This window comes from Pseudomonas hormoni (assembly GCF_018502625.1).
Lineage (GTDB): Bacteria > Pseudomonadota > Gammaproteobacteria > Pseudomonadales > Pseudomonadaceae > Aquipseudomonas > Aquipseudomonas hormoni.
In genome coordinates this window covers 2064534-2087132 of sequence record NZ_CP075566.1, presented here as the reverse complement: position 1 = coordinate 2087132, position 22599 = coordinate 2064534, and the positions used below count along the sequence as shown (strand labels likewise).

17 protein-coding genes and 2 riboswitches are annotated in these 22599 nt (G+C 61.3%); of the genes, 6 read left to right on the top strand and 11 right to left on the bottom strand.

Annotated elements, in window-relative coordinates:
• Positions 1-28 precede the first annotated feature (28 nt).
• Together KJF94_RS09800 and KJF94_RS09795 are read right to left on the bottom strand one after the other, a co-directional pair.
• Entirely contained in the window at positions 29-1588 is a 1560-nt protein-coding gene (locus tag KJF94_RS09800) for a TerC family protein (RefSeq protein ID WP_214382956.1), read from the bottom strand.
• 322 nt (positions 1589-1910) lie between these two features.
• Complete coding sequence (locus KJF94_RS09795; protein ID WP_214382954.1) at positions 1911-2777, bottom strand: LysR family transcriptional regulator; 867 nt, start codon at positions 2775-2777, stop codon at positions 1911-1913.
• Positions 2778-2942: 165 nt separating this feature from the next.
• Here KJF94_RS09795 and KJF94_RS09790 point away from each other — a divergent pair, with 165 nt between their 5' ends.
• A complete protein-coding gene (locus KJF94_RS09790; protein ID WP_214382952.1) occupies positions 2943-4484 on the top strand; it encodes an MFS transporter in 1542 nt (513 codons plus the stop codon).
• Here the strand turns inward: KJF94_RS09790 and KJF94_RS09785 are convergent.
• Positions 4468-4878 (bottom strand): MerR family transcriptional regulator, encoded by a 411-nt coding sequence (locus tag KJF94_RS09785; RefSeq protein ID WP_214382950.1) that lies wholly within the window; start codon positions 4876-4878, stop codon positions 4468-4470. The two genes, KJF94_RS09790 and KJF94_RS09785, sit on opposite strands and share 17 nt — an antisense overlap.
• A gap of 77 nt (positions 4879-4955) precedes the next feature.
• On the opposite strand from KJF94_RS09785, the gene KJF94_RS09780 reads away from it, so the two are divergent.
• On the top strand, positions 4956-6179 hold the full coding sequence (locus KJF94_RS09780; RefSeq protein WP_214382948.1) for an NADH:flavin oxidoreductase/NADH oxidase family protein: 1224 nt from the start codon (positions 4956-4958) through the stop codon (positions 6177-6179).
• Between the two features lie 280 nt (positions 6180-6459).
• On the opposite strand, the gene KJF94_RS09775 is transcribed toward KJF94_RS09780, so the two are convergent.
• The 5 genes from KJF94_RS09775 to cobW form a co-directional block, all read right to left on the bottom strand.
• Positions 6460-8106 carry a phospholipase D-like domain-containing protein gene (locus KJF94_RS09775; protein ID WP_214382947.1) on the bottom strand — a complete coding sequence of 549 codons (1647 nt, stop codon included), beginning with the start codon at positions 8104-8106 and terminating at the stop codon, positions 6460-6462.
• Between the two features lie 198 nt (positions 8107-8304).
• Positions 8305-8850 (bottom strand): vWA domain-containing protein, encoded by a 546-nt coding sequence (locus tag KJF94_RS09770; RefSeq protein ID WP_214382945.1) that lies wholly within the window; start codon positions 8848-8850, stop codon positions 8305-8307.
• A 119-nt stretch (positions 8851-8969) separates the two neighbouring features.
• A complete protein-coding gene (locus KJF94_RS09765; protein ID WP_214382944.1) occupies positions 8970-9968 on the bottom strand; it encodes a magnesium chelatase ATPase subunit I in 999 nt (332 codons plus the stop codon).
• A gap of 181 nt (positions 9969-10149) precedes the next feature.
• Positions 10150-14043 carry a cobaltochelatase subunit CobN gene (cobN, locus tag KJF94_RS09760; RefSeq protein ID WP_214382942.1) on the bottom strand — a complete coding sequence of 1298 codons (3894 nt, stop codon included), beginning with the start codon at positions 14041-14043 and terminating at the stop codon, positions 10150-10152.
• A gap of 3 nt (positions 14044-14046) precedes the next feature.
• Positions 14047-15108, bottom strand: coding sequence for a cobalamin biosynthesis protein CobW (gene cobW / locus KJF94_RS09755; RefSeq protein WP_214382940.1), 1062 nt, complete (start codon positions 15106-15108; stop codon positions 14047-14049).
• Between the two features lie 102 nt (positions 15109-15210).
• Positions 15211-15423: riboswitch (cobalamin riboswitch) on the bottom strand.
• 236 nt (positions 15424-15659) lie between these two features.
• Positions 15660-15887: riboswitch (cobalamin riboswitch) on the top strand.
• 120 nt (positions 15888-16007) lie between these two features.
• Here cobW and KJF94_RS09750 point away from each other — a divergent pair.
• The 4 genes from KJF94_RS09750 (at position 16008) to cobM (ending at position 18154) form a co-directional block, all read left to right on the top strand.
• Positions 16008-16199, top strand: coding sequence for a CbtB domain-containing protein (locus KJF94_RS09750; RefSeq protein ID WP_214382938.1), 192 nt, complete (start codon positions 16008-16010; stop codon positions 16197-16199).
• 11 nt (positions 16200-16210) lie between these two features.
• Positions 16211-16915, top strand: coding sequence for a CbtA family protein (locus KJF94_RS09745; RefSeq protein ID WP_214382936.1), 705 nt, complete (start codon positions 16211-16213; stop codon positions 16913-16915).
• The gene (locus KJF94_RS09740) at positions 16912-17325 is read left to right on the top strand and encodes a cobalamin biosynthesis protein (RefSeq protein WP_214382935.1); all 414 of its coding nucleotides are present in this window, start codon (positions 16912-16914) and stop codon (positions 17323-17325) included. The genes KJF94_RS09745 and KJF94_RS09740 overlap by 4 nt, the downstream gene beginning before the upstream one ends.
• 82 nt (positions 17326-17407) lie before the next feature.
• A complete protein-coding gene (cobM, locus tag KJF94_RS09735; RefSeq protein WP_214382933.1) occupies positions 17408-18154 on the top strand; it encodes a precorrin-4 C(11)-methyltransferase in 747 nt (248 codons plus the stop codon).
• 170 nt (positions 18155-18324) lie between these two features.
• Here cobM and nfuA read toward each other — a convergent pair whose 3' ends face one another.
• The 3 genes from nfuA to KJF94_RS09720 form a co-directional block, all read right to left on the bottom strand.
• Positions 18325-18909, bottom strand: coding sequence for a Fe-S biogenesis protein NfuA (gene nfuA / locus KJF94_RS09730; RefSeq protein ID WP_007898222.1), 585 nt, complete (start codon positions 18907-18909; stop codon positions 18325-18327).
• A gap of 57 nt (positions 18910-18966) precedes the next feature.
• Positions 18967-20001 carry an acyltransferase family protein gene (locus tag KJF94_RS09725; RefSeq protein WP_214382931.1) on the bottom strand — a complete coding sequence of 345 codons (1035 nt, stop codon included), beginning with the start codon at positions 19999-20001 and terminating at the stop codon, positions 18967-18969.
• Between the two features lie 158 nt (positions 20002-20159).
• Positions 20160-22457 carry a fatty acid cis/trans isomerase gene (locus KJF94_RS09720; RefSeq protein ID WP_214382928.1) on the bottom strand — a complete coding sequence of 766 codons (2298 nt, stop codon included), beginning with the start codon at positions 22455-22457 and terminating at the stop codon, positions 20160-20162.
• Positions 22458-22599: the final 142 nt, after the last annotated feature.

Genomic DNA, 22599 nt, shown 5'->3' with positions numbered 1-22599 from the left:
CGATAAGGCCCTCAAATCCAGCGTAAAATCACCCGCCGATCCGCGCCAGAAACACCCGTGTCACCCGCCGCTCTTCAACAGCCATGACGGTCACGCGCCAGCCTTCCCACTCATGGTGGTCGCCGATCATCGGCAGACGGTCCAGCAAGCTCACCACCAACCCGGCCAGGGTCTGATAGTCCTCGGTCGGCTCCGCAGCAAACCCGGTTCGCTGGCGCACCCGCACCAGGTTCAACGCGCCACTGACCATAAACCCGCCTTTCTCCTCGACCACATCCGGACCTTCGATTTCGCTGGCGTCGGGCAACTCACCGGCAATCGACTCAAGAATATCGGTCATGGTCAACACACCCACGAAATCACCAAACTCATTGACCACGAAGGCAATGTGCGTCGAAGCCTTGCGCATCTGTTCCAGGGCATTGAGGATCGAATAACTGTCCAGCAAGTTGATGGTCTTGCGCGCCAGGTGTTCGAGGTCCGGCTCGTTGCCGGCCAGGTATTCCTTGAGCAATTCCTTCTTGTGCACGAAGCCCAGTGGCTCATCCACCGCGCCATCGCGTATCAACGGCAGGCGCGAGTAGGACGAATGCATCAGCCGCGTTCGAATGATTTCGGCATCGTCGGACAGGTCGATGTGATCGACATCGGCGCGCACGGTCATCAGCGTGCGGATCGGACGCTCCGCCAGTTGCAACACGCCGCTGATCATCACGCGCTCGCGGCGATCGAACAGTTCCTCGCTCGGTGCTTCGCCGTTGTCCAGCAGATCGGAGATCTCCTCGCCCACTTCTTCCGCCGCCAACTTGCGACCGCCCAACAAACGCAGCACGGCATGGGCCGTACGCTCACGCATCGGTCGCAGACCCTGCATGGACCTCTTGCGCCGGGCCCGGGCGATCTGGTTGAAAATTTCGATCAGGATCGAGAAGCCGATGGCCGCATACAGGTAACCCTTCGGAATGTGGAAGCCCAGGCCTTCGGCGGTCAGCGCGAAGCCGATCATCATCAGGAAGCCCAGACACAGCATGATCACCGTCGGGTGCGCGTTGACGAAGCGGGTCAGCGGCTTGCTGGCGACGATCATCAGGCCAATGGAAATGATCACCGCGATCATCATTACCGCCAGTTCATCGACCATGCCCACCGCGGTAATAACCGCGTCCAGCGAGAACACCGCGTCGAGCACCACGATCTGCGCGACGATCGGCCAGAACAGCGCGTAAGCCGTGCTGGATGAGCGTTCGCCGACATGACCTTCGAGTCGCTCGTGCAACTCCATCGTCGCTTTGAACAACAGGAACACACCACCGAACAACATGATCAGGTCACGACCGGAGAAGCTCTTGTCGAACACCTCGAACAGCGGCTGGGTCAGGGTCACCAGCCAGGAAATACTCGCCAGCAGGCCCAGACGCATCAGCAGCGCCAGGGACAAACCGATGATTCGCGCACGGTCGCGTTGCTCGGGGGGCAGTTTGTCCGCGAGGATCGCGATAAACACCAGGTTGTCGATGCCGAGCACCAGCTCCAGCACGATCAACGTCAACAGTCCCAACCAAGCGGTAGGATCAGCTATCCATTCCATAAAAACGTCTCGATCTCTTCAGTGAATTCAGAATGCCGGGCACGGCAAGGCGCGGCGCAGAGGCCGTGAAGCTGCAATGTCAAAGGTAATCAGAAGTCGAAAGACCGGGTGTTTCCCATGCATCAAACGTGCGCGGTGGCGCGAGGGGGAAGGATAACTGGGGGGCTCCGAAAGGGTGTTCATGCAAATCCTGAAAGGAAAAAGGCCTTGAAGCGTACAGGCGAAGGCGACATTTCCTACAGCCGAAAATCATTACAAAATCTGTAAGCCTTTGGATTTTCGTTGTCTCGACAGCCGCCTTGCTCGCGAAGCTTTTGCTCTCTCAGCGATGTTTTACCTGTTCGATATATCTGATAACCGCCGCCGATTTCTCGAACCGCCGATGAATCAACGACAGCCACGAACTCGCCTCACAGCCCTTGATCGACCGGTACAGCACACCGGGCAAACCGACATGCCCGACCACCGATTGCGGCACCACCGCCACGCCCTGCCCCAGCGACACCAACGCCAGCACCGCCACCAGCCCGCCGGGTTGCGCGCCCAGTTTCGGCGCAAACCCGCCTTCGGCAGCCACTTGCAAGGTGCCGCTGATCTGTTCCGGAAGGATAAACGTCTCGCTCTGCAAATGCTCCGGGCTGACCTCGGTCAACCGGCACATCCAGGACTCGGTCGGCAGCGCGAGCACAAAGCCCTCGGCATCCAGGCGAATAGCCTCCAGGCCGTCGGGCAAGGTCATGGGTGAGCGGACATAACCGATGTCGAATCGACCCTCGACCACCATCGTCGGCAACGACACCATGGGGTTTTCGCGCACATTCAGGCTGACGTCCGGACACTCGCGACTGAAGGCCTGCACCTGTTTTTGCAACACACCGGAGTACACCGCCGAAGCCACGTAACCCAGTTCGATATGGCCAATGTCCCCGCGCCCGGCGCGCTGGGCATTTTGCTGGGCGTATTCGAATTGCCGCACCGTTGCCTCGGCTTCGATCACCAGCGCAGCGCCGGCTTCGGTCAGGCTGACTTCACGCGTCTGGCGCACGAACAGTCGGGTGCCGAGTTCGTTTTCCATGTCCTGGATCTGTCGAGTCAGTGTCGGCGGCGCGATACCGAGTTGTTCGGCGGCACGCGTGAAGTTGCCTTGCCGGGCAACAGCGAGAAAATAGCGGAAATGGCGGATGTCCATCGATGCATTAGCTCAAAGGTAATGAAGTCCCGTTTTCCGGCTAACGAAGACAGCAAACGGTCGGGATAAGCTCGCTGTGCAACCACAGTAGAGAGCCCATCTCATGTACGTCAAACCCCTTAATGCCTGCGCGATCAACGGCCTTGCCCAAAAGGCAATCACATCATGAGCCGGGTCAGTCCACGTCTGACGTTGTTGACGGCCTCCGGCGTCTGTTCGCTGATCGTCCTCGACACCAACATTGTCGCCGTCACCCTGCCGACGATCGCCCGTGACCTGGGTGCGAACTTCGCCGACATCGAATGGGTGGTCAGCGCTTACATGCTCGCGTTCGCCGCCCTGCTTTTACCGGCGGGCAGCATTGCCGACCGCTTTGGCCGGCAGAAAACCCTGCTCTGTGGCCTGGGCCTGTTCATTCTCGCGTCCATCGGTTGCGGCGCGGCACCCACGGCGTTGTTCCTCGACATCGCCCGGGCGGTCAAAGGTGTTGGTGCGGCGTTGCTGCTGACCTCGGCGCTCGCCTCCATCGGCCACACCTTTCACGATGAAGTTGAGCGGGCGAAAGCCTGGGCGTTCTGGGGCGCGTGCATGGGCGTGGCAATGACCGCTGCGCCGACCATCGGCGGGCTGATTACCGAGTACATCGGCTGGCGCTGGATTTTCTACCTCAACTTGCCGGTGGGCCTGTTCCTGATGCTGATGGTCTGGCGCGCTGTGCCGGAATCCCGCGACCCTCAATCCGCGCGCCTCGATCCGTGGGGCAGCCTGGCGTTCAGTGCCAGTTTGCTGTGCCTGATCTGGGGCCTGATCGAGGCCAACCGGATCGGCTGGAGCAACCCGGCCACCTACGCCCGAATGATCGGCGGCGCGCTGTTGTTGGGATTGTTCGTCGTGATCGAGCGGATCCAGCAGCGGCCAATGGTTGACCTGCAATTGTTCAAACACCCGCGCTTCATCGGCGCGTTGCTGGGTATGTTTGCCTACGCCGGTTGCGCCCAGGTGATGATGACACTGCTGCCGTTCTACCTGCAAAACGGCCTGGGTTTCTCGGCCATCGCTTCAGGCCTGGGCATGTTGCCGTTCGCTCTGACCATGCTGATTTTCCCGCGCATCGGCGTACGGCTTGCCAGCCGGTTTGCTCCGTCGACACTGATGGCCACCGGTTTGACCCTGGTCGGCAGTGGCAACCTGCTGAGCGCCTGGGCGGTCAGCAGCGGCGGTTACCTATCCTTCGCCCTGGCGATTGCCGTGACGGGCGCCGGCGCCGGATTGCTCAATGGCGATACGCAGAAAAACATCATGGCCTGCGTGCCACGGGAACGCACCGGCATGGCGTCGGGCATGAGCACCACCATGCGCTTCAGCGCAATCGTGTTGGCTATCGGCGTGTACGGAGCATTGCTGTCCAGTCATACCGAGCAAATGCTGCGCGCCAGTCTGTCGGCACAGGGGTCGCAATGGCTCGACCAGACTCAGGGCATCGCCTCGCGGGTGGTGGCCGGCGACATGACGGCGGCGCTGGGCCTGCTGCCGGAAACCGCTCGAAACGCGGTCGAACCGTTGGCCCGACAGGCGTTCGTCGGCGGTTTCAGTCTCTTGCTGTTGCTTGCCGGTTTACTGGCATTGCTGGGGGCGTTAGTGGTGGGCACGTTGATGCGCAATCCGATCCCCGCCCCCTCGGCTGCCGCCATCAACGCGAATGCTTGAATGAAGCCAGCACCCGCTCGGCATTGGCATCGCAGCCCATGCCGTCGGGTTTTGCCTGAATATCGTCGATCACCGCCAACAGCTTCGCCTTGCTCTGCGCCAGGTGCAGCTGCATTTCTTCGATCTGTTCGACTTTGCGCCTGAGACCCGCCAGCAGTTCGTCGTGCTTGAATTCCCCGGTCACGGTGTCCGGCATCAACTGCTTCAACTCCTCCAGGCTGAACCCGGCCTGCTGCGCGCACTGGATGAGGTACAGCGTTTGCAAAACCTGGTCGGGATAATGCCGGTAACCGTTCGCCCGGCGTTCCACTTTCTGGATCAAGCCCTGGGCTTCATAAAAACGAATACGCGACGGGTTAAACCCGCTTAACTGCGCCAATTCACCAATCTTCATCCCGGCCTCATTTGCCTGCTTGACATTAAAGTTAACTTTAAGCTTAGCCTCTGCTCTTCACTGATGAGGAGTCAAGCATGTCGCCCTTCCAAGCGTTGAATTTGCCCAACGGCCAGACGATCGGCAATCGCATTGCCAAAGCGGCGATGGAAGAGAACCTCGCCGACACCGGACAGGCGCCGTCCGATGCGCTGTTTCGGTTGTATCAGGCCTGGGCCGGGGGCGAAGCCGGGTTGCTGCTGACCGGCAACGTGATGATCGATCGTCGTGCGATGACCGGCCCAGGTGGCGTGGTGCTGGAAGATGATCGCGACATGGAACGCTTTCGCCAATGGGCAACGATTGGCCGTTCCGGTGGTGCGCAATTCTGGATGCAGCTCAATCATCCGGGGCGCCAGACCATGGCCAACCTCGGCCAGCAAGCGTGGGCGCCCTCGGCGGTGGCACTGGACCTCGGTTCATTTTCCAAGATGTTTGCCGAACCCAAACCGATGTCCGAGGACGATATCGCCGAGGTGATCACGCGCTTCGCCACCAGCGCCGCGCTTGCTGAAAAAGCCGGATTCACCGGTGTGCAGATTCATGCGGCACACGGTTACCTGATCAGTCAGTTCCTGTCGCCGCTGACTAACCGTCGAACTGACTGTTGGGGCGGTTCCCTGAAAAATCGCGCGCGCTTGCTGCTGGATGTCGTCCGCGCCGTTCGCCAATCCGTGTCACCGCAGTTTTGTGTGGCGGTGAAGCTCAACTCCGCCGACTTCCAGCGCGGCGGATTCGATGCCGAGGACGCCCGGCAAGTGATCCTGTGGCTCAACGATTCGCAGATCGATTTGTTGGAATTGTCGGGCGGCAGCTACGAAGCCCCCGCCATGCAAGGCGAGGCGCGCGATGGCCGGACCCTGGCGCGGGAAGCGTATTTTCTGGAGATGGCCGGCGAACTGGCGAGCGTGGCGCGCATGCCGGTGATGGTGACGGGCGGAATTCGACGTCTGGCGATCGTCGAACAGGTGCTCGCCAGCGGCATCGCCATGGCCGGCATCGGCACGGCGCTGGCCCTCGAGCCGCAGTTGGTCAAACACTGGTGCGAAGGCCAGGACAGCCATCCGCAATTGCCGCCGATTCGCTGGAAACGCAAGCCGTTGGCCGCGCTGGCGAGCATGGCCGTGGTGAAATTCCAGCTCCATCGTCTCAGCCGTGGACGCAAACCCCGGCCCGAAGTGTCGGCGGTCTGGGCGCTGATTATCGATCGCTTGTACATCGGCAGACGCACGCGGCAGTACCGGCAGGCGATGGGTAAGTAATCGGAGAGTGCCTGGGAACGAGGTGATGGTGAAGGCCCGCTCCAACAAGGCAATGCTGTTCACTTAAGAGAGTCTTGACTCAGAGAAACCTGTGGCGAGGGAGCTTGTCGGATCGCCGCACCGTCCCGCTTGAGTGCGTAGCACTCATATAAATCGGCGATGGTTGTCAGATTTTTGGGGCCGCTACGCAGCCCAGCGCGAGCAAGCTCGCTCGCCACAAAGGTATGCATGATCCAAGAGCGTGCTTAAGTGATCAGCATTGGCTCCCACAAGGGGACCTCTAACGCCCGGAGAAACGAAGTCGCGAGAGCTGCCGCAAATCCCCCGCGACGTAATAGTCATCGGTCCAGCTGTCATCCACCACCAGCGGATGAACCTGCTTCAGCGCAAGCTTCTTGGCAAAGTAACGAAAGCGGTAATGCTCGTAGAACCGTAGCAACTCCAAACCATAACGATCGGCCAGGTCGGTATCGCCGCGAACGATCAGGTAGTTCTCGTCGTTGCCGTTACTGGCCGCAGCACTCAGGTTGTGGCTACCACTGATGATCGTCGGCGCGTCGCTGGTGAAGTCGGTGACCACGGCTTTGGTGTGCACCAGCAGGTTGCCCTTCTGGCCTTTCATGTTCTCGCGAAGCCAGCCCTCCAGCCCGGTATTGAGCAGCGCGGTAGCGGCGAACTCGGCGCTGCGGTCGGCGTGGAAACCGGTAATGCGGCTGGCGGTGTTTTGCAGGCCGTAACGCAAAATGTCGTCGTGGGGCTGGCCAAGCAAGGCGTTGAGGATGTCGTCCGGCAACGCGAACGCAGTGACGAACAGTACGTCCTTTTTCGCGGCGGTGATGATCTCGACGAACTCACGCAAATCGCCCTGACCCGAACGCGGTGAGAAGCCCGCAAACAACGGTTGCTGCGGGTCCATCGGGTTGTGTTGCGTGATCCATTGCCGGGTGGCGCCGACGTCGGCCGGTGTCGCCCAGACTTGCTCGAAAGTGCGCAGATAACTGGTGCTGACGCTGACATCGTCCAGCACGTGCACCACGTTCGCCTGGCGATAAACGCCATTGGGCGTGAAGTTAGTGCTGCCGCACAGCACCGCTTCGGGCTGAAGCTGCCCGGCGGCTTCGACCCGGCTCAGCACCATGAATTTGTTGTGGAAGATGTTGTGGGTGATGCGCCCGCGCTTGTTCGCCGCCGGGATTTTTTCCAGGCTGGCTTCGTTGATGGCGGTGTCGTCATCGCCGGGTTGCGCGTGGTACAGCACGCGAACCTTCACCCCCCGTTCGAACGCCGCATTGACGGCATCGACAATCACCTCCAACTCGTATTCGTAAATGGCAATGTCCAGCGCCCACTGATCATCCACCGCCCGCTCGATGAACCCCAGCAAGCGCCCGAGCAAACCGTTTTCCAGCCATTGTCGAGGGGCATCGGGCCAGGCTTCGATGGGCAGGTTTTTGTTGGCACTGATCAGTGCATCGAGTTCGGGAAATTTGCGCTGGAACGCCTGACTGGCGGCCACCGCGCGGTTGAAGATCACGCTTTGATGTAGCGGCAGACCATTGTCGGACGTGACGGTCACTTCCAGGTATTCGCCCAGCTGCGGTGCATCGGCGCTGCCGTACGCCAGGTGAATCCGGTAATGGATCGTCATCCCCGGATTGACCGCGTAATCGGCCCAGCGAAATTTCTGCAGCGGCGCGAGGTCGCTCGGGGTGGCGTGAAACTGCGGGAACGTATGCGCCTTGTCGGGGAACGTCAGGCTGTTGAACAGGAACAACCAAGGCTTGCTGCCCTGCTGTTTTTCGATGGCAAAACCCAGCAGGCCTGTGCGACGGGATTCGGCCAGGTCCATGGCCAGCAGCACGCCGTTGGTGCCGGCGTAGGCTTTGACGCGGAAATCGTCCTGACTGTTTGTGGCGAGAACACGCATGCTTCACTCCTGTGAATGGCTTGCTTTCAGAGCATAGGGCAGCGCTGCGGACTTGGGGGCAATGCTGTAACCGAGTGGATGCTATCGCGGGCAAGCCCGCTCCCACAGGGTTTATGTCGTTCGCAAATTATTGATCAATACACAAACTCTGTGGGAGCGGGCTTGCCCGCGATGAGGCCCTTTGAGACGCGGCAACTCTCAGATCGACAGCAACTCATCGATATGCCGATAATCCGCCTGTAGCTCTGCCGCCAACTGCTGCGCCCGACCCAACCGAATCGGCCCACGCTCAATATCAATCAGCAACCCCGGACACTCCAGCGCCGGCAACCTCGACCACTCCTTCAATCGCCCATCCGTCACCAGCAACAACCGCTGCTGTTCCGCCGGAAAGCGTTTTTGTCGTGCCGCGAGCCATCGTCCCGCCTCGCCAAGCGCCGCCAGCAACGGCGTGCCACCGCCCGCGCCGAGGCCATCGAGCCAGTGGCGTAAACCGGTGGATGCTTTCAAGCCCTGCACTTGCCACGTGGGTGCATGACCGCTGGCCGTCAACAACGCCAGGCGCGCGCGTTGGCGATAAGCGTCGTCGAACAGCTGCGCCAGCAAGCCCTTGGCATCGCTCAATGCCTGGTGCCGGCGCGTCGAGGCCGAAGCGTCGACGATCACCAGCCACAGTTCGTGGGGCGAGCGGGTGCGCAAATGAAACAACACATCCTGGCGTTGACGAGGACGGCCATTGAGCAAGGTGCCGGGCCAGTTGATCGAGCCGCTGCGCGCAGCCTGACGTTTACCCTGTTTGCCGTTGGCCAGGTGTCCGGCGCGGGGTCTGGCATTCGCCCCCGCATCAGATCGAGGGCGAATGCCTAGGGCTTTTTTGGCCAGATCGGCACTTCACGTCGGGCACCGACCGGCAGCGCCTGGGCAGGCATTTCACCCCACTGGCCCTGGCCTTCACTCGGGCTGGACTGTTGTGGTGAGGGTTGCTGGGCCTGTTGTGGTGCCGGAGGCGATTGTTCGCGGCGACGATGACGCAGGGCGAATTCGGCCACCGCGTCGATATCCTCCTCGGCAATGGCGCTCGCCCCTCGCCACGCCGCATGGGCGCGGGCGGCACGCAGCCAGACCAGATCGGCGCGCAGGCCATCGACACCGGCGGTGAAACAGCGCTGGGTAATCTGTGCCAGCGCTTCATCGTCGAGGGGGATGCTCGCCAGTGTGCTGCGCGCGGTCTCACAGCGTTCACGCAGCGACTGCTGCTGGCTCTCCCACTCGGTGCAGAATCGTTGCGGATCGCTGTCGAAATCCAGACGCCGGCGAATGATCTGACACCGTTGGGCCGGCGCGGTATGGCCACCGAGCGCCACGTTCAAGCCAAAGCGGTCGAGCAGTTGCGGGCGCAGCTCACCCTCCTCCGGGTTCATCGTGCCAATCAGCACGAACTTCGCCGAATGCCGATGGGATATGCCATCGCGCTCGATCAGGTTGGTGCCGCTGGCGGCGACATCGAGCAGCAGGTCCACGAGGTGATCGGGCAGCAGATTGACTTCATCGACGTACAGCACACCGCCGTCCGCCTTGGCCAATACGCCGGGAGAAAACTGTGCGCGACCTTCGCTCAGGGCCGCGTCGAGGTCGAGGGTGCCGACCAGGCGTTCTTCCGTGGCACCGAGCGGCAAGGTGACGAACTGACCGCTGGCGAGCAGGTCCGCGAGACCCCGGGCCAGGGTGGATTTGGCCATGCCGCGCGGACCTTCGATCAGCACGCCGCCGATTTTCGGGTCGATGGCGGTGAGGTACAGGGCGAGTTTCAAGTCGTCGGCGCCGACCACGGCGGATAAGGGGAAATGCGGGGTGTCGGTCATCTTCAATACTCACTCATGGTCGGTGATTACTCTGTGGCGAGGGAGCTTGCTCCCGCTGGGCTGCGCAGCAGCCCCAATACCTGAAAGCACATTCTGTCAGGCACACCGCGTTCTCAGGTTTTACGACTGCCTCGCAGCCGAGCGGGAGCAAGCTCCCTCGCCACAGGGTTCCCGGTTTGCATCAGCTGTCTTCTTCTATATCCAGCAACAAATTCTCCAGCGCCTCGCGGTACTCGCCCGGTTCCTTCCACATCCCGCGCTGCTGCGCTTCCAGCATGCGCTCGGTCATGTCGCGCAAGGCATGCGGATTATGTTCGCGCACAAACTCCCGCGTCGCCGGGTCCAGCAAATACGCATCCGCCAGCAACGCGTACTGGTGATCGTCGATCAACTGCGTCGTCGCGTCGAAGGCAAACAGGTTATCGACCGTGGCCGCCAGTTCAAACGCGCCTTTGTAGCCGTGGCGCTTCACGCCGTCGATCCACTTCGGATTGGCCGCCCGCGAGCGTATCACCCGGTTCAGCTCTTCCTTCAACGTGCGAATCTTCGGCAGGTCCGGCTGACTGTGATCGCCATGGTAGCTGGCGGCCGTTTCGCCGCTCAGGCTTTCCACGGCGGCGAGCATGCCGCCCTGGAACTGGTAATAGTCGTTGGAATCGAGCAAGTCATGCTCGCGGTTATCCTGGTTTTGCAGCACGGCCTGAACCTGGCTCAGGCGTTGGGCGAACTGTTCGCGGGCGGTGGTGCCTTCGTCGGAGCCGCCGTAAGCGTAGCCGCCCCAGTTCAGGTACACCTCGGCCAGGTCCTCGCGGCTTTGCCACAGACGCCCGTCAATGGCGCCTTGCACACCCGCGCCATAAGCGCCGGGTTTGGCACCGAAGATGCGCCAACCGGCCTGACGCCTGGCCGCCTCCTCATCGAGCCCCGATTGCAGCAGCGTTTCACGCTCGGCGCGAACCTTGGCGGCCAATGGATTGAGATCGTCCGGCTCATCCAGCGCGGCGACCGCTTGCACGGCGGCGTCGAACAGACGGATCAGGTTGGCAAACGCATCACGGAAAAAACCGGACACGCGCAAGGTCACGTCGACCCGCGGACGGTCCAGCAGACTCAGCGGCAGAATCTCAAAATCATCGACGCGCTGACTGCCCGTCGCCCAGACCGGGCGCACGCCCATCAGCGCCATGGCTTGCGCGATGTCATCGCCGCCGGTGCGCATGGTCGCAGTGCCCCAGACCGACAGGCCGAGCTGACGCAGGTGATCACCGTTATCCTGCAAGTGCCGCTCAAGAATCAGGTTCGCCGACTGGAAACCGATGCGCCACGCAGTGGTGGTCGGCAGGTTGCGCACGTCCACCGAATAGAAATTGCGCCCGGTCGGCAGCACGTCCAGGCGACCGCGACTTGGCGCGCCGCTAGGGCCGGCCGGAACGAAACGACCGCTGAGGGCGTCGAGCAGACCGCGCATTTCAGCCGGGCCGCAGGCGTCCAGTCGCGGCGCGACCAATTCGTGCAGGTTGTCGAGGATGGCGCCAACCTCATCCCAACTCGCCTCCTGTGGGAGCAGGCTTTTGTGGCGAGGGAGCTTGCTCTCGCTGGACTGCGCAGCAGTCCCATTTTCCGGGTCCGCTTCGCGAACCAGCGGGAGCAAGCTCCCTCGCCACAAAGGCTCGTTCCCACCGGGTTGGAGGTTGGGGTTCAAAGTCTGCGAGATCAGTTGCGCGGCGAACAGTTCCAGGCGTTCGCGGGTATCGCCTGCGGTGCGCCAAAGTTCATCGCTGATCGCTGACAAGGCATCCGGCCGAGGCCCAACCCAAGGCTCGGACAACGCACAATCCAGCGGATCGAAACCCAATTCAAAGGCCTTGGCCAACGCCCGCAACAGACTCGATTGCGCCCCACGGCCATCGCCACGGGGAATGCGCAACAGCGCCAGCAACGTATCGATGCGCAACCGTCCGGTCGGCGACTCGCCAAAGATGTGCAGGCCGTCACGGATCTGCGACTCTTTCAAATCGCACAGGTAAGTGTCGAGGCGCGGCAACCAGATCGCCGCATCGGCATCGCTGTCGAGCTTCTCGTCCAGTTGCAGCTCGCGGTCGATGTGCGTGTCGCGCACCAGTTGCAGGATGTCACGCTGCAACTCCCGGGCGCGACGCGGATCAAGCAATTGCGCTTCGTAATATTCGTCGGCCAGCAACTCAAGGTTGCGCAGCGGGCCGTAAGTTTCGGCGCGGGTCAGCGGTGGCATCAGGTGATCGATGATCACCGCCTGGGTGCGACGCTTGGCCTGGGCGCCCTCGCCCGGATCGTTGACGATAAACGGATAGATGTTCGGCAGCGGCCCGAGCAACGCGTCCGGCCAGCAGTTCTCCGACAGCCCGACGCCTTTGCCCGGCAGCCATTCGAGGTTGCCGTGCTTGCCGACGTGGATCACGCCGTGAGCACCGTAGGTGTTGCGCAACCAGAAGTAGAACGCCAGATAGCCGTGGGGCGGCACCAGGTCCGGGTCGTGATAGACCGCGCTCGGATCAACCTGATACCCGCGCGCCGGTTGAATGCCGATGAAGGTCAGGCCGAAACGCAGCCCGGCAATCATCATCCGTCCGCCGCGGAACATCGGATCGCTTTCGGCCGCGCCCCAGCGCTCCAGCACGGCTTGGCGGTTGGCCTCGGGCAAGGCGTCGAACATCGAGTTGTAGTCGTCCAGCGCCAGGCTTTGATGACACGGACGCTGGTCGAGGGTGTCGAGGTCGTTGCTGACACCACCGAGCAATTGCTGGATCAACGCGGTGCCGCTGTCCGGGAGCTCGGCGGGCAGCGGATAACCTTCTGCGTGCAACGCGCGGAGGATGTTCAACGCTGCGGCAGGGGTATCGAGGCCCACGCCATTGCCGATGCGGCCGTCACGGGTCGGGTAATTGGCGAGGATCAGGGCGATGCGTTTTTCGCTGTTCGGCACCCGCGCCAGATCGATCCAGCGTCGCGCCAGTTCGGCGACAAAATCCATGCGTTCCGGTTGTGGCCGGTAGCAGACCACATCGGACTGACTGCGTTCGCTGCGCCACGCCAGGTCCTTGAAGCTGATTGGGCGGCTGATGATCCGCCCGTCCAGTTCCGGCAGCGCGATGTGCATCGCCAGATCCCGCGGGCCGAGGCCCTGTTCGCTGGCACGCCAACCCGGTTCGTTGTCCTGGGCGCAGATGGCCTGGATCACCGGGATATTACGGCGAAACGGTCGTAAATGCGGCGCTTCTGGGCTGGATTGGGCGAAACCAGTGGTGTTGAGAATCACCCCTGCTTCGACCTCATCCAACCAGTCCTCGACCACCGTCAGGCAGCCGGGCTCTTTCAAACTGGCCACGGCAATCGGCAAGGGGTTCAACCCCGCCGCTTGCAAACGCTGGCAGAAAACATCGATGAACGCGGTGTTCGCCGCCTGCAAATGCGAGCGGTAAAACAGCACCGCCGCCACCGGTTGACCGGCTTGCCAGTCGGCTTGCCAATCACTCAATGCGGCGGGGCTTTTTTGCGGGTGGTAGATCGCGGTGCGCGGCAGGGTTTGTGGCTCGGCCCAGGCATAGTCGCGATCCAGCCAGCGATTGGCCAGGCAGCGAAACAGGTCGAGGGCGTTGGCCATGCCGCCCTGGCGCAGGTAATGCCAGAGCCGATCGCGGTCTTCAGGCATCACCGTGCTCAGGTCGCTGAGCTCCGGGTCCGGACGATCATCGCCGGGCACCAGAATCAGCTGCACGCCGCGCTGCGAAAGCTCGACCAGACGCTCGACGCCGTAACGCCAATAAGCGATGCCGCCGTGCAACGAGATCAAAATCACCTTGGCGTGGCGCAGCACTTCATCGACATACAGGTCGACCGACGCGTGGTTTTGTACCTGCATCGGGTTGGCCAGACGCATGCTCGGGTAATCGTCCGGCAACTGCTGCGCCGCTTCGGCGAGCAGCGCCAGGCTGGAGTCGCCGCTGCACAGGATCACCAGCTCGGCGGGGGTTTGTCCAAGGTCGGCAATGTTGTCGTCCGACACGAAACCGCCGGGCTGGGTCCTGAGCAGGTGCATGGGTTAAACGCTGAGCGCGGCGCGCAGTTGCGCTTCGAGTTGCACGGCGTCCAGCTCCTGACCGATCAACACCAGACGCGTGGTGCGCGCTTCATCGGCGCCCCACTGACGATCGAAATGCTTGTCGAAACGCGTGCCCACGCCCTGGATCAGCAGACGCATCGGTTTGTTCGGGATTGCGGCGAAACCCTTGACCCTCAGAATGCCGTGCTTGACCACCAATTGGGTCAGGGCGTCCAGCAGCAGGCTTTCGTCGGCTTGTGGCAGTTCGATGGAAATGGAGTCGAACGCGTCGTGATCGTGATCATCTTCGCCTTCATGGTGGTGATCGTGATGGCTGTGACGGCTGTCGATGTGTTCTTCGGAACCGGCACCGAGGCCGATCAGTACGTCCAGTGGCAGGCGACCGCTGCTGGCTTCGATGACTTTCACCGCCGGCGGCAGTTCTTCGGCGACTTCCAGGCGTACGCGGGCCAGGTCTTCCGGGCTGATCAGGTCGGCCTTGTTGAGAATCACCAGGTCGGCGCTGGCCAGTTGGTCGGCGAACAGTTCGTGCAGGGGCGATTCGTGGTCCAGGTTCGGGTCGAGTTTGCGCTGGGCGTCGACCTGGTCCGGGAAGGCGGCGAAAGTACCCGCGGCAACGGCCGGGCTGTCGACCACGGTGATGACCGCGTCCACGGTGCAGGCGCTGCGGATTTCCGGCCACTGGAAGGCTTGAACCAAAGGCTTTGGCAGGGCCAGGCCAGAGGTTTCGATCAGGATGTGGTCAAGGTCGCCGCGACGAGCGACGAGTTCGCGCATCACCGGGAAGAATTCTTCCTGGACGGTGCAGCACAGGCAGCCGTTGGCCAGTTCGTAGACCCGGCCGCTGGCTTCTTCTTCGGTGCAACCGATGGAGCATTGCTTGAGGATTTCGCCGTCGATGCCCAGTTCGCCGAACTCGTTGACGATCACCGCGATGCGGCGGCCCTGAGCGTTGTCGAGCATGTGCCGCAGCAAGGTGGTTTTGCCCGAGCCGAGGAAGCCGGTAACGATGGTGACGGGGAGTTTGGCCAGTGTTTTCATCGGATGCCCTTTGGCAAGGTGGCGGGCATACGGGACGACGACCGCTGCTGCACAGGCAGGCGCGCGGAAGATTTCGCCACCGGATCACCCCGCCCGGTTGTAGTGAGAATTCGTGTCGAGGCAGGTCTCCTGGCTGACGGTGTGCCTGTCGCTAGACTGGCGTTTGCTGCGCCTTCCCGCGGGCTCCAGGGCTGGAGCGTGCAGTGGCGTGGCAGCGAACATCACCGTTCACAGTTGCGGGGGCAGCCGCGGCATCGACCGCGTTCCCTTCTTAGCTTCGGCAAACGCCGAAGAACCTCGAAAGCGCAAGGCTACGCATGGTGTCGAAGCGGGTCAATGTCCGTCAGTTGCTTGCAGTCCCCTGTGGCGAGGGAGCTTGCTCCCGCTCGGCGGCGAAGCCGCCGTAATACCTGCTTGCGAGTTATGTCTGAAGCAATGTCGGGGGTCGCTTCGCAACCCAGCGGGAGCAAGCTCCCTCGCCACAGTAATCGTTCCCCGGATTCAGAGTTGAGAACCCCTGCCAATTGACGCCCAACCCCCGCCCATGCTCTCCTACACACCTTGTTACGGGTGCCCTTCACAGGGTGAAACGGGAAACCGGTGAATCATGTGCTTTACTCAAAGCCATGTCAGTCCGGTGCTGCCCCCGCAACGGTAAGCGAGCGAAGCGTCAGATCCACTGTGCCAGCAGTTCGGCATGGGAAGGTGACGCTTGCAGGTTTCGGTGAATGCCAAAGCCCCTCGCGAGCCCGGAGACCGGCCCGCAACACAAAGTGACGATTACGTTCACTGAATAACAAACCCGCGGTGGGCGGGCGCTGTTTGAATCTCTGCGAGCCCGATTTGCAGGGATCTTCCATGCGCTCTATTCACCCGCTGACAGACCAGAGGGAAGCGCCATGTCGATCATCAGCAGCACCGGCCACACGACCGCCAGCACCACCACGACCCTGAGCCAACGCCTGACCGCTGCCGTATGCGCATCGATCCTTGGCGCGTGCCTGGTGTATTTCGCCGGTTTCTCGCACATCGAAGCGGTGCACAACGCCGCGCACGATACCCGTCACAGCTCGGCCTTCCCGTGCCATTGAGACCTGCCAACATGATCAAGCGTATTGCGCAAACCGCAGGTTTCACCGGGCTGCTGGCCGCCCTGTTGCTGACCCTGCTGCAAAGTTTCTGGGTCGCCCCGCTGATTCTGCAGGCCGAGACTTACGAAAAATCCGAGCCGGCCGCTGTTGAAGTTCACGAACACGCCGCCGGTACCGCCGCTCACACCCACGATGCCGAAGCCTGGGAACCGGAAGACGGCTGGCAGCGTGTGCTGTCGACGACCGGCGGCAACCTGGTGGTTGCAGTGGGTTTCGCCCTGATGCTCGCCGGCCTCTACACCTTGCGTGCGCCAACCAAAACCTCCCAGGGCCTGCTCTGGGGCCTCGCCGGTTACGCGACATTTGTACTTGCGCCGACCCTGGGCCTGCCGCCGGAATTGCCGGGCACTGCCGCGGCGGACCTGGCACAACGGCAAATCTGGTGGATCGGCACGGCAGCGTCCACCGCTGTCGGCATCGCGCTGATCGTGTTCAGCCGTCACTGGCTGATGAAGATCCTGGGCGTGGCGATTCTCGCCGTTCCTCACGTGATCGGCGCGCCACAACCGGAAGTGCACTCGATGCTCGCGCCGGAAGCCCTGGAAGCCCAGTTCAAAATCGCTTCGCAGCTGACCAACGTGGCGTTCTGGCTGGCCCTGGGCCTGATCAGCGCCTGGTTGTTCCGCCGCAAAAGCGATGGCCAATACCACGCATGACGGATTCCAGCACAGCGCCGACTTTAGTGGTCGGCCTGGGCTGCCAGCGCGGCTGCCCTGTCAGTACGCTGCGGGCGTTACTCGATCAGGCGTTACAGGCGCATCAAATCGGACTTCACCAGATCAAGGCCCTGGCCAGCATCGACCTGAAGCGCGACGAACCTGGCCTGATCGAACTCGCTGCACAACTCAAGCTGCCCTTGATGTACTTCAGCAGCGAGCAATTGACCGGCTATGAACCGCGACTCAGCCACCGTTCGGACATCGCCTTTGAGCGCACCGGCTGCTACGGCGTAGCGGAAAGTGCCGCCCTCGCCCTCGCGGAACACCTGATTCAGGCACCGGCAAAACTGCTGATTTCGCGGCAAAAATATGCCCAGGCGACCCTGGCATTGGCCTGCGCTGCGTAAAATCCTCGATAATCCCCGCCTTCGATCATGAGCAATCTTCATCTGAAGCCTTGCCCCGCCCCTTTTTTGACAGGAAACGACGATGACCGTCTACTTCATTGGCGCAGGTCCCGGCGACCCGGAACTGATCACCGTCAAAGGCCAGCGACTGATCCGTAGCTGCCCGGTAATCATTTACGCCGGTTCCCTGGTGCCCGCCGCCGTACTGGAAGGCCATTGCGCCGAACAGGTGGTCAACAGCGCCGAACTGCACCTGGAACAAATCATCGAACTGATCAAGACTGCCCATGCCAATGGCCAGGATGTGGCGCGGGTGCATTCCGGCGACCCAAGCCTTTATGGCGCGATTGGCGAACAGATTCGCTACCTGCGTGAACTCGATATTCCGTTTGAGATTATTCCCGGTGTCACCGCCACGGCGGCCTGTGCGGCGCTTTTGGGCGCGGAGCTGACGCTGCCGGACGTGTCCCAGAGCGTGATTCTGACTCGCTACGCCGACAAGACTGCGATGCCCGCCGGCGAAGAACTGGGGAATCTGGCGCAGCATGGGGCGACCATGGCGATTCACCTGGGGGTGAATCATCTGCAAAAGATTCTCGCCGAATTGCTGCCGCACTATGGGGCGGATTGCCCGATAGCGGTGATACACCGGGCGACCTGGCCGGATCAGGATTGGGTAGTGGGAACGCTGGCGGATATTGCCGGGAAGGTTGAGGCGAAGGGGTTTCGGCGTACGGCGTTGATTCTGGTGGGTCGGGTGTTGGGTAGCGATCACTTCAGTGAGTCATCGCTTTACCGTGCAGGGCATGCACATTTGTATCGGCCCTAAAGCTCCTGTGGCGAGGGAGCTTGCTCCCGCTGGACCGCGGAGCGGTCCCAATATCAGCCAACGCACTCATCACGGGAAAAATGCATTAGCTGCTTTGCGATTGCTTCGCAATCGAGCGGGAGCAAGCTCCCTCGCCACAGTGCCGTTTTTTCGTTTCTGCAGCGAACACCTTAGTAGTAGGCGTTTTCTTTCTGCGTATGGTCGGTCACGTCGCGAACACCCTTAAGCTCGGGAATGCGCTCGAGCAAGGTGCGCTCGATGCCTTCACGCAGGGTGACGTCTGCCTGGCCGCAGCCCTGGCAACCGCCGCCGAACTTCAGTACGGCGATACCGTCTTCGACCACATCGATCAGGCTGACCTGACCGCCGTGGCTGGCGAGCCCCGGATTGATCTCGGTTTGCAGGTAGTAGTTGATGCGCTCGTTGACCGGGCTGTCGGCATTGACCATCGGGACTTTGGCGTTTGGCGCCTTGATGGTCAGCTGGCCGCCCATGCGGTCGGTGGCGTAGTCGACCACCGCGTCGTCCAGGAAAGCTTCGCTGAACGAGTCGATATAAGCGGTGAAGCTTTTCAGCCCCAGCGCGGTGTCTTCGGGTTTTTCTTCGCCCGGCTTGCAATAGGCAATGCAGGTTTCGGCGTACTGGGTGCCAGGCTGGGTGATGAAGACGCGGATGCCGATGCCCGGGGTGTTCTGCTTGGAGAGCAGATCAGCCAGGTAATCGTGGGCGGCGTCGGTGATGGTAATAGCGGTCATGGAAACTCCTCGCAGGCTTGGGCGCAGTTTACGCCAATCATCGCGCCGTACAAAGTCCTAGTATTTTTGTCGGGAAAGCGCCAGTTCACCACGACCAGACGATTCGCCGTCAATCCGCGCTTTAAGCCACCGATAGCTGCTTTTTTCCACCCATTCGTAACTTGCCCATGACGCCACGCCGATGGTCGCAGCGCAAACGGCAAACATCACGTAAGGGTTTACGCCATAACGCTGTGCGACAAAACCTCCGGCAGACAGCACCAACACGTGCATCAGGTACACCGAGTAGGAACAATCGCCGAGCAGCTTCAACAACTTGCTGTTCTCGAAAAAGCGTTCCAGCGCCATGCACGCCATGACCAGTACTGCGCTCGGCAGGCCCCAGGCGAAAAATCGCGGTTGCGGCGCCAGGTAATAAATGGCCAGCAACGCCCCGGCAATCCCCAGCAATGGCAGCCATAGACCGGGTTTGATCCAGCCACGGCGGTAGATCATGCCGATAGCAATCCCCAGCAGAAACTCATAAACAATGTCCGAGCGATAAAACTCACTGATCCAGCCGTAGCCGGTCCACGCCTGACACACCGCAAACAGCAGCGCCGCGACGATCAGCAACCGTGCCTGCAAACGGAACAGCAACGCCCAGGAAAACAGCACGTAGAAGAGCATTTCGTAGTTAAGGGTCCAGCCGACATTGAGCGTCGGATAAATCCCGTAACCGCCGGGATTTTCCGTAGGAATGAACAGCAACGACAGAAGGAAATGCGACCAGTCGACCGTCTGGTCCGGTAACACCGGCCGGGCGAATACCACGACCAGCGCCATCAGCACCGTGTACAGCCAATACGCCGGCACGATGCGAAACAGCCGATACAGCAGAAACCGCCCCGGCGGCAACGACTTGCCCTCGGTGGACAGGAATATCACCAGACCACTGATGACGAAGAAGACATCGACGCCCACCGCGCCCCGGTCGATGAACATCTGACCGATCGGCCCACGGGCCTTGAAGTCGAAGAAAATCTGCATGAAATGGTGGCAAACCACCGTCCAGGCCGCGAGCGCGCGCAGTGCCTGCACTGAAATCAACATTGGCCGCCCCTCCCGTCGCAATTCTTTAAGGTCACTGTAGGAGCGAAGCTTGCTCGCGAAGGCGATCGATCAGCCAACAATGATGTTGAATGTACCGGCCTCTTCGCGAGCAAGCTTCGCTCCTACAGTTCGGACAGCGGCGTCGGATCAAAAGTCGATCAAAGATTCTCGTAGCGGTTCATGTCCAGCACACCCTCTTCCACCAGATCGGTTTCGTGGACGTACTGGCTCAGGTCATGGAAATAAAACCAGAACTGCGGATGACTACGGCGAATCCCCCAGCGTTCGACGATTTTCTCGAAACGATGGGCATCCTTGGCGTTTTCCATCGCCTCGACAAACGCCGGCACTTCTTCGGCGGGAATGTTGAATATGAAGTTTGGATAACTGCTGAGCACGCCCGGAAAGATCGTAAGCGTGTCGAGCCCCGGCTGGTAACGCAGCGACTCGCCCAGCAGGAACGCCACGTTGCTGTGCGCGCGGTTGCGCAACAGGCTGTAAACCTCACGCTTGCCACTCGCCGTTTCGATACGCAGCATTGTTGCTTCCGGCAACTGATCGATGACTTTCAGCCCGGCGGCAGGACGCGAAGCCAGGCGGCTCAAGGCCTGCTCGGCACTTTGCAGGTCCGGATCAATGTTCGGTCGCGAGCAATAAGCCCCGTCGCAGCGGTTGATCGGGTCGGGCTTGGCGTTGAGTTCACCGTAGCGAGCCAGCAACTGCATCGCAAAATCGCGCTTCGGGTCTTTCTCGTCGAGCTTCAGCGCCGTCGGTTTGTCGTTGTCGATGGCTTCATAGTCCAGCCACATCTTGAATTTGCCGCTGCTCTGATACCAGTCGTTGAGATAACCATCCCGGGAATCGGCGGGCATCAGGCGCAGAAAATTCTGCTCGGCACCGTTGCGAATCAGGTCGAAATACAGGCGCGTCTGCGCTTGATGCGAGACGTTGCCGAACACGTCGAAGTTGACCGCCAACTGATAATACGTGCGCTCCAGCAAGGGAAAATCGAACAGCCACATTGTTTGTGGCACATCACCGATCAGCCCCTTGTTCACCGAAGCGCTGTCAAAATGCCGGAAGATGGTCAGCAGCGCGTTGTCATTGCCAGCCCACAAGGTCGACCAGCTCGGCGCGGGCGCATCGGCATAGTTGTCGCGGCGTAGTGCCTCGTACTCGTTACGCTTGTCGCGATAGTCATGCCACAGGCTCAGCACACTGCCAACGTCATCGTTCTGCCCCGGCATCGCCAGCAATGGCGTGGCCTGCCCGCGGTAGTTCGGGTCGATGATGTAGAGATCGTGTTCCGGCGCCTGGAACAGCGCCCAGAAGTTATCGCGGATCACGTCGGTGGCGATCTGGCCGCGGCACACCGGCCCGCGGATAAAGGTGCGCACGAAGTACTCGGCGTTATCGAGCATGAACTGATAACGCGCCTGCGCCGGGATCGCCTCGAACGTGGTGAACGGATTGGCCCGGCGTTCCGGCCCGTAACCCGGCAAGGCGTTGACCTGCCAGTTGCCGTTGTAGAACAGGCTTTTGATCCGCGCCATCTTCGCCGCGCTCAGCGGATAAGTGATGTGGGTCTTCTGCACAATCACGCCCTGTACCGGCCACAAACGGTAATACACCTGCGTGCCGGGATCGTCATTCGGGCGGCGCGTGTTGATCAGGTCAATGGGCTGGCCGGTGGGCGTGCGCGAACGCACCCACTGAAAGAAATGCCCCGGCTCGCCCTCCTTGAAGAAAATGTGGGCGAGGAACCAGTGCTCGAACAACCAGCGCCCCACCAGGCTCTGGCGGGCGCCCGGCGAGTTGAGCAGGTTTTCCCACTGCACCACTTGCAAGGCTTCTTTCGCGGACGGCACCAGACCTTGCTCGTCGATCGGCGCGCCCGAGGCCAGCCAGCGTTGCAGCGTCTGGTACTGCTGATCGGTCAGGCCGGTCACCGCCAGCGGCATGCCTTCCTTCGGATGCGCGCTGGCGTAACCGTCGAACTCGGCCGGCATCGCGCACAGGTTTTCACGGTTCAGACCCAAGACGATGTCTTCGGGCAATTTGGCGTTGGCCGTCAGAGGCGTTTTGTGACCCAGTTCCAGCATCCGCGCCATCAACGCGGCCTGGCTGCCCTGGGCGTCGAGCACTGGATAGAAACCCTTTTGCTGCCAGGCGTGCTTGCCGAAGGCGTCATAAAATAACCGGGTCGGCGCGGCAACCTGACTGCGTTCGCCGTCGTAGACCGGGACTTTCGACGCGCCGCGCGCAGCACCCTCGCCGCTGCCCAGATTGAGCTGACAGGCGGCGTCATTGCAGGCATGGCAGGCCACGCACTTTTCGGTGAAGATCGGTTGGATGTCGCGACTGTAGGAAATGGCAGCAGAAATCGCCGGATCCTGCGCCACGGCGCCCCAGCTTAAAAACAGCAATACACTGCTGATGACGACGCGATACGACATGTCCCTGTTCCCGATCCTTGAAAAAACGCCGCGATTCTACCGGGACAGCACCCACATCAACATGAGCGGTATTCATGCAAAAACCGAATATGCTCTAAAAGCGCGCAGGTTTGTTATGATCCCGCCCCTTCATCATGGTCTT